Below are 7,856 nucleotides of genomic sequence, written 5' to 3'. Positions count from 1 at the left end.
GTCGGGGTGATGAGCGGGAAACGGCCCCCGGTGCCGGTCGGGGTGATGGGCCGAGGGCGGTCCTTGGCCCCGGCCGTGCTGATGAGCCGGGCACGGGCCGTGCTGATGAGCCGGGCACGGGCCGCGGTGATGAGCCGGGAACGGCCCCCGATGCCGGTCGGGGTGATGAGCGGGAAACGGCCCCCGGTGCCGGTCGGGGTGATGGGCCGAGGGCGGTCCTTGGCCCCGGCCGTGGTGATGAGCCGGGTACGGGCCGCGGTGATGAGCCGGGAACGGCCCCCGGCCCCGGCCGCGGAGAGGAGCCGGAATCGACCCCCGGCACCGGCCGCGGAGGTGAGCCGGGCACGGGCCACGCAGATGAGCCCGGAACGCGTCCCGGCCCCGGCCGCAGAGAGCCAGGCACCAGCCACGGAGATCAGCCGGAGACGCCCCCCGGTCCCGGCAACGGCTGTCAGCCCGCGCCGGGCGGGCGGGCGGCGCGGCCGGAGGCCGGCCGGCGTGCGGCGCAGGGCCGTGGGCACGCGGCCCGGGGCAAAGAGCCGCCGGAGGTGTTCCGCGCCGCGGCTGAGGGCCGGGGAGGGATCCGCCGGGACGCGCACGGTGCTCGCGGCGGGCGCCAGCACCGGGACCGGCGGGTGCGTCACACGGAGTGCCACACCTGGCGCCGTGCGGCTGATGAGCCTGCGTATACCCATGCCCGCATCCTCGCGAGGGCCCGTCGGCCGGGCGCCTTCTCGGCGGCCACGCGAGTGACGGTGGGTGAGACGGGAGGGGTGGGGCTGCCGAGAGGGGTGGGGGTCGGAAAAGGGGGGTGCACCGGGCGTCGAGAGCCTGCTCCGTCGGGGCCGGCCCGTTCAGGGCCGGCCCTCGATGCCACGGCCGAGGCGTCAGTGCGCTGCCGACTCCCAGTCCGGTCCCGCGCCGACCGAGACGCCCAGCGGGACGCGGAGCCGGACCGCGTTCGCCATCTCGCGGCGGACCAGTTCCTCCGCGGCCGGCCGCTCGCCGGGGGCGATCTCCAGCACGATTTCGTCGTGGACCTGGAGGAGCATGCGGGAGGCCAGCCCCGCTTCGCGCAGGGCGTCGTCCACCTTGAGCATGGCGATCTTGACGATGTCGGCCGCCGTGCCCTGGATGGGCGCGTTGAGGGCCATCCGCTCGGCGGCCTCGCGGCGCTGGCGGTTGTCGCTGTTGAGGTCGGGCAGGTAGCGCCGGCGTCCGAAGAGCGTGGCCGTGTAGCCCGTCGCCCGGGCCTCGTCGACCGCCCGGCGCAGGTAGTCCCGTACGCCGCCGAAGCGCTCGAAGTACGCGTCCATGAGGGCGCGGGCCTCCGCCGCCTCGATGTTCAGCTGCTGGGAGAGGCCGAAGGCGGACAGTCCGTAGGCCAGGCCGTAGGACATGGCCTTGATCTTGCGGCGCATCTCGGCGTCCACCGCGTCCGGCTCGACCGCGAACACCTGGGAGGCGGCCGTGGTGTGCAGGTCCTCGCCGGAGGTGAACGCCTCGATCAGGCCCGCGTCCTCGGAGAGGTGAGCCATCACGCGCAGCTCGATCTGGCTGTAGTCGGCCGTCATCAGGGACTCGAAGCCCTCGCCGACGACGAAGCCGCGGCGGATCGCGCGGCCCTCGTCCGTGCGGACCGGGATGTTCTGCAGGTTCGGGTCCGTGGAGGAGAGGCGGCCGGTGGCGGCCACCGTCTGGTTGAACGTCGTGTGGATCCGGCCGTCCGCGGCGATCGTCTTGATCAGGCCCTCGACGGTGACGCGCAGCTTGGCCTGCTCGCGGTGGCGGAGCATGATCACCGGCAGCTCGTTGTCCGTCTGCCCGGCCAGCCAGGCCAGCGCGTCCGCGTCCGTGGTGTAGCCGGTCTTGGTGCGCTTGGTCTTGGGCAGGGCCAGCTCGCCGAAGAGGACCTCCTGCAGCTGCTTGGGCGAGCCCAGGTTGAACTCGTGCCCGGCCGCCGCGTGGGCCTCCTTCACCGCCTGCTGGACGGCACCGGCGAACATCTGCTCCATGGCCTCCAGGTGGGGCCGGTCGGCCGCGATGCCGTGCCGCTCCATGCGGGCGAGCAGCGCGGACGTGGGCAGCTCCATGTCACGCAGCAGGTCGGCGGCGCCGACCTCCTCCAGGCGGCCCTCGAAGGCCTCGCCCAGGTCGAGGACGGCACGGGCCTGGATCATCAGGGCCTCGGCCTCGGCGCCCTCGTCCGCTCCGAAGGCGAGCTGGCCGTCGGCAGCGGCGGCGGGGGCGAGCTCGCGGTGCAGGTACTCGAGGGACAGCGCGTCCAGGTCGAAGGAGCGGCGGCCGGGCTTGACCAGGTAGGCGGCGAGCGCGGTGTCCATGGTGACGCCGTCGACGCTCCAGCCGTGCTCGGCGAAGACCCGCATGGCGCCCTTGGCGTTGTGCAGGACCTTGGGCCGGGCGGCGTCGGCGAGCCAGGCCGCGAAGGCGGTCTCGTCGGCCTCGTCCAGCTGGGAGGGGTCGAACCAGGCGGCCGGTCCGCCGGGCGCGGCCAGGGCGACCTCGGCGACGGAGCCGGTGCCGAGCGCCCAGGTGTCGACGGTGGCCACGCCGAGGGGCCCGGTGGCGTGCTCGGTGAGCCAGGCGGTCAGCTCACCCGTGCCGAGGACCGTGCCGTCCAGCGCCACGCCCTCGGCGCTGATCGGGGTGGTCTCGGCCTCCTCGGCGCCGGGGTCGACGGCGAAGAGCCGCTCGCGCAGCGAGGGGTTGCGGATCTCCAGGGTGTCCAGGACCATCGCGACGGCCTTGCGGTCGTAGGGGGCGCGCTGCAGGTCCGTGACGCCCTTGGGGAGCTCGACGCTGCGCTCCAGCTCCGTGAGGCGGCGGTTGAGCTTGACCGCCTCCAGGTGGTCGCGGAGGTTCTGGCCGGCCTTGCCCTTGACCTCGTCGACGCGCTCGACGAGCTCGGCGAACGAGCCGAACTGGTTGATCCACTTCGCGGCGGTCTTCTCACCGACGCCGGGGATGCCGGGGAGGTTGTCGGACGGGTCGCCGCGCAGGGCCGCGAAGTCGGGGTACTGCGCGGGCGTCAGCCCGTACTTCTCGAAGACCTTCTCCGGGGTGAAGCGGGTCAGCTCGGAGACGCCCTTGGTCGGGTACAGCACCGTGATGTGGTCGCTGACCAGCTGGAACGAGTCCCGGTCGCCGGTGACGATCAGCACCTCGAAGCCCTCGGCCTCGGCCTGCGTCGCGAGCGTGGCGATGACGTCGTCCGCCTCGAAGCCGTCCACGGCGAAGCGGGCGGCGCCCATCGCGTCGAGGAGCTCGCAGATCAGCTCGACCTGGCCCTTGAACTCGTCGGGGGTCTTGGAACGGTTCGCCTTGTACTCCGTGAACTCCTGGGAGCGCCAGGTCTTGCGGGAGACGTCGAAGGCGACCGCGAAGTGCGTGGGCGCCTCGTCGCGGAGCGTGTTCGCGAGCATCGACGCGAAGCCGTAGATCGCGTTCGTCGGCTGGCCCGTCGCGGTGGTGAAGTTCTCCGCGGGCAGCGCGAAGAACGCGCGGTAGGCCAGCGAGTGCCCGTCCATGAGCATCAGTCGCGGACGGCTGCCGCCGGTGGTCGTGTCGGTCGTCTTCGATGCTGTCTCTGCCACGCCCCCGATCCTGCCACGCCCCACTGACACTCGGCCCCGCCCCGGGGCGCGGCGGGCCGTTCCGGGCCGCCGCACGGTCCGGGCCGCAGGCCCTGCCCCGCACCGAACGGAGCCCCCGCACGGACGACTCGGGGACACGGCGGGCGTTACGGCGGCCCGGACCGCCCTCACCCGATGTCACCGCCGCGTGCGAGGATCGGAGACGTACCTCACAGCGCAGTCGAAGGGGAGCGTGCGATGGCGTCGAAGCCGCCCAAGAGTGATCCGGTCCAGGACGCGCCGCAGGTCACCGGCCCGATGCACGCGGCGGCGGGCCTCCCCGCCATCGGGCACACCCTGCGCGTCGCCCAGCGGCAGATGGGCGTGAGGCGCACGGCGCTGACGCTGCTGAGTGTGAACCAGAAGGACGGCTTCGACTGCCCGGGCTGCGCCTGGCCCGAGCCGGAGCACCGGCACAAGGCGGAATTCTGCGAGAACGGCGCTAAGGCGGTGGCGGAGGAGGCCACCCTGCGCCGGGTCACGCCGGAGTTCTTCGCGGCCCACCCGGTGGAGGATCTGGCCCGCCGCAGCGGCTACTGGCTGGGCCAGCAGGGCCGCCTCACCCACCCCATGTACCTCCCGGAGGGCGGCACGCACTACGAGCCGGTCACCTGGGAGCGCGCCTTCGACATCATCGGCGAGGAGATCGCCGCCCTCGGCTCCCCGGACGAGGCGGTCTTCTACACCTCGGGCCGCACCAGCAACGAGGCCGCGTTCCTCTACCAGCTCTTCGCCCGCGAGCTCGGCACGAACAACCTCCCCGACTGCTCGAACATGTGCCACGAGTCGTCCGGCTCGGCCCTGTCGGAGACGATCGGCATCGGCAAGGGCAGCGTCCTGCTGGAGGACCTGTACAAGGCGGACCTGATCATCGTCGCCGGCCAGAATCCCGGCACGAACCATCCGCGCATGCTCTCCGCCCTGGAGAAGGCCAAAGCCAACGGGGCGCGGATCATCAGCGTCAACCCGCTGCCCGAGGCGGGCATGGAGCGCTTCAAGAACCCGCAGACCCCGCAGGGCATGTTCCGGGGCGCGGCGCTCACGGACCTGTTCCTGCAGATCCGCATCGGCGGCGACCAGGCGCTGTTCCGCCTCCTCAACAAGCTGATCCTGGAGCGGGAGGGCGCGGTCGACGAGGCGTTCGTGCGGGAACACACGCACGGCTTCGAGGAGTTCGCCGAGGCCGCCCACGCCGCCGACTGGGACGAGACGCTCACGGCGACGGGGCTGACCCGGGAGGACATCGAGCAGACCCTGTCCCTGGTCCTCGCCTCCGAACGGACCATCGTGTGCTGGGCGATGGGCCTCACCCAGCACAAGCACTCCGTGCCGACGATCCGCGAGATCGTCAACTTCCTCCTGCTGCGCGGCAACATCGGCCGCCCGGGCGCGGGCGTGTGCCCGGTGCGCGGGCATTCGAACGTACAGGGCGACCGCACGATGGGCATCTTCGAGCGCCCCGCCCCGGCGTTCCTGGACGCGCTGGAGCGGGAGTTCGGCTTCACGCCGCCGCGTGAGCACGGCTACGACGTCGTCCGCGCGATCCGCGCCCTGCGGGACGGCGAGGCGAAGGTCTTCTTCGCCATGGGCGGCAACTTCGTCTCGGCGTCGCCCGACACGGACGTCACCGAGGCGGCCGTGCGGCGGGCCCGGCTGACCGTGCACGTGTCGACGAAGCTGAACCGCTCGCACGCCGTCACGGGCGCGCGGGCCCTGATCCTGCCCACCCTCGGGCGCACGGAGCGCGATCTGCAGGCGAGCGGCGAGCAGTTCGTGACGGTCGAGGACTCCATGGGCATGGTGCACGCCTCGCGGGGCCGTCTGGAGCCCGCGAGTGCGCAGCTGCTGTCGGAGCCGGCCATCGTGTGCCGTCTGGCCCGCCGGGTGCTGGGCGACGGCAGCCGCACGCCGTGGGAGGAGTTCGAGAAGGACTACGCCACGATCCGGGACCGCATCGCGCGCGTGATCCCGGGCTTCGAGGACTTCAACGCGCGCGTGACGGATTCCGCCGGCCGCCCCGGCGGTTTCGCGCTCCCCCACGCCCCGCGCGACGAGCGGCGCTTCCCGACGGCCACCGGCAAGGCCAACTTCACCGCCGCGCCCGTGGAGTACCCGCGGCTGCCCGAGGGCCGTCTGCTGCTGCAGACGCTGCGCTCGCACGACCAGTACAACACCACGATCTACGGCCTGGACGACCGCTACCGGGGCATCCGGGGCGGCCGCCGGGTGGTGCTGGTCAACCCCGAGGACGCGCGGGCCCTGCAGCTGGCGGACGGGGTGTACGTGGACCTGGTGAGCGAGTGGAGGGACGGCGTGGAGCGCAGGGCGCCGGGCTTCCGGGTCGTGCACTACCCGACGGCCCGGGGCTGTGCCGCCGCCTACTACCCGGAGACCAACGTGCTGGTGCCGCTGGACGCCACGGCGGACACCAGCAACACCCCGGCCAGCAAGTCGGTCGTGGTGCGTCTGGAACAATCGGCGACCGACTGAGCGTTCGCTCAGGCGTAGAGCAGCCGCAGCGACCAGGACGAACGGAGCCGGGCCCCATGGGTGAGCAGCAGCACGTGAAGTTCCCGCAAGAGGTCATCGACGAGTACGCCGCACTCGGCGTGGACCTCCCCGCTCTGTTCTCCGCGGGCCATCTCGGCACCCGCATGGGTGTGCAGATCCTGGAGGCCTCGGCGGAGCGGGTCGTCGGGACGATGCCGGTGGAGGGCAACACCCAGCCCTACGGGCTGCTGCACGGCGGGGCCTCCGCGGTGCTGGCCGAGACGCTCGGCTCGGTCGGCTCGATGCTGCACGGCGGCAGCTCCAAGATCGCCGTGGGCGTCGACCTGAACTGCACGCACCACCGCGGGGCCCGCTCCGGTCTGGTCACCGGCGTGGCCACACCCGTGCACCGGGGGCGCACCACCGCCACGTACGAGATCGTCATCACCGACGAGAACGACAAGCGGGTGTGCACGGCCCGGCTGACCTGCCTGCTGCGCGACGCGAGGCCCGGCGACGAGGAACTCGTCCGCGCCGCGCGCTGACCCGACGTAGGGAAAACCCTGGGAGAGCGGCCGTGCTCTTGTCGCGGCCGCCGCCGGGCGCTTCACTGACGCTCCCCCCCCACAGGAGAAGACCCGTCCCACCCCCAGAAGGGTTTCTCTTGACCTCCGTACGTGCCATCGCCGTCTTCGCCGCGGCCGGTGCCGCCGTGCTCGCCACCGCGCTGCCGTCCTCCGCCATCAACTCCTACAACGCCACGCCCGCCCCCGAACGCACCGAAGTGGGCGCGCTGGTGGCCACCTGGGACGACGACGGCGACGCCGCGACCCCCGACCGGGTCGACTGGGTCTGCTCCGGCACCATGGTCGACCGGGACACGTTCCTGACCGCCGCGCACTGCACCACCGACTGGCCCGACAACGTGCGCTTCTTCGTGTCCCTGGACCAGGACGTGCAGGCCGGACTCGACGCGGGGGCGAAGAAGCACCCCGGCGACCCGGCCGCGCAGGCCGCCGCCGTCGCCGTCCCGGGCAGCGCCCATTCGCACCCCGACTTCCCGGGGCCCGCCAACGACACCCACGACATCTCCGTGGTCGAGCTCTCCGCCGCCGCCATGAAGGCCCGTTGGAGCTTCACCCCGGCCACCCTGCCCACCGCCGGCCAGCTCGGCAAGCTCGGACCGCAGGGCCTGAGCGCCGCCGACTGGGTCGTCGCCGGGTACGGCACCCAGGAGGCCGTCAACGGCCCCGGCGGCCACACCCACTCCGGCGGCGGCGTCCGCATGAAGGCACCCGTCACCTTCAACGCCCTCAACGACTCCTGGGCCCGCCTCGCGATGACCGCGCCGCAGGGCAACGGAGGCGCCTGCTACGGCGATTCGGGCGGCCCCAACTTCGCGACGCTCGGCGGCAAGCGCGTCCTGGCCGCCACCACCATCACCGGCGACACCCCCTGCTACGCGACCAACGTGACGTACCGCCTGGACACCCCCGCCGCCCGGGCGTTCCTGGCGCCCTTCACGCAGCTGCCCTAGCCCCGCCCCCACCGCACAGCTCCACCGAGCGCCCCGCCGCACCGGGTCCCACCCCGAAGCGGCGGGGCGCCGTCGTCTCCCCCGGGGAGATCACCGACTTCCGGACCACCGGAAAACCACTGTTTCCCCTCTCCCGGACAGCGCCCCGCCATTTCTCTCCGTAACGCTCCGTAACG

5 protein-coding genes are annotated in these 7,856 nt (G+C 72.8%); 3 read left to right on the top strand and 2 right to left on the bottom strand.

Annotated features, from left to right (window positions below):
- A partial coding sequence (locus ACPXCS_RS19705; protein WP_425970997.1) for a hypothetical protein occupies window positions 1-353 on the bottom strand: 353 nt, incomplete at its 3' end.
- A 534-nt stretch (window positions 354-887) separates the two neighbouring features.
- Window positions 888-3,614, bottom strand: a complete 2,727-nt coding sequence (gene polA / locus ACPXCS_RS19700) for a DNA polymerase I (protein ID WP_425945531.1) — start codon at window positions 3,612-3,614, stop codon at window positions 888-890.
- A 237-nt stretch (window positions 3,615-3,851) separates the two neighbouring features.
- Here polA and ACPXCS_RS19695 point away from each other — a divergent pair, with 237 nt between their 5' ends.
- The 3 genes from ACPXCS_RS19695 (at window position 3,852) to ACPXCS_RS19685 (ending at window position 7,680) form a co-directional block, all read left to right on the top strand.
- Window positions 3,852-6,143 carry an FdhF/YdeP family oxidoreductase gene (locus ACPXCS_RS19695; RefSeq protein ID WP_425945530.1) on the top strand — a complete coding sequence of 764 codons (2,292 nt, stop codon included), beginning with the start codon at window positions 3,852-3,854 and terminating at the stop codon, window positions 6,141-6,143.
- A gap of 56 nt (window positions 6,144-6,199) precedes the next feature.
- The gene (locus tag ACPXCS_RS19690; RefSeq protein WP_425945529.1) at window positions 6,200-6,688 is read left to right on the top strand and encodes a PaaI family thioesterase; all 489 of its coding nucleotides are present in this window, start codon (window positions 6,200-6,202) and stop codon (window positions 6,686-6,688) included.
- 119 nt (window positions 6,689-6,807) lie between these two features.
- The gene (locus ACPXCS_RS19685) at window positions 6,808-7,680 is read left to right on the top strand and encodes a trypsin-like serine protease (RefSeq protein WP_425945528.1); all 873 of its coding nucleotides are present in this window, start codon (window positions 6,808-6,810) and stop codon (window positions 7,678-7,680) included.
- Window positions 7,681-7,856: the final 176 nt, after the last annotated feature.

This window comes from Streptomyces sp. DT190, assembly GCF_049846985.1.
Taxonomy (GTDB): domain Bacteria; phylum Actinomycetota; class Actinomycetes; order Streptomycetales; family Streptomycetaceae; genus Streptomyces.
Note: the sequence above shows the minus strand (reverse complement) of the source record. Positions and strands in the feature narration are given on the sequence as shown.

Bases quoted from the DNA above. Each gene is read 5' to 3' on its own strand.
- ACPXCS_RS19695 (WP_425945530.1), top strand. From the start codon at position 3,852: ATGGCGTCGAAGCCGCCCAAGAGTGATCCGGTCCAGGACGCGCCGCAG.
- ACPXCS_RS19690 (WP_425945529.1), top strand. From the start codon at position 6,200: ATGGGTGAGCAGCAGCACGTGAAGTTCCCGCAAGAGGTCATCGACGAG.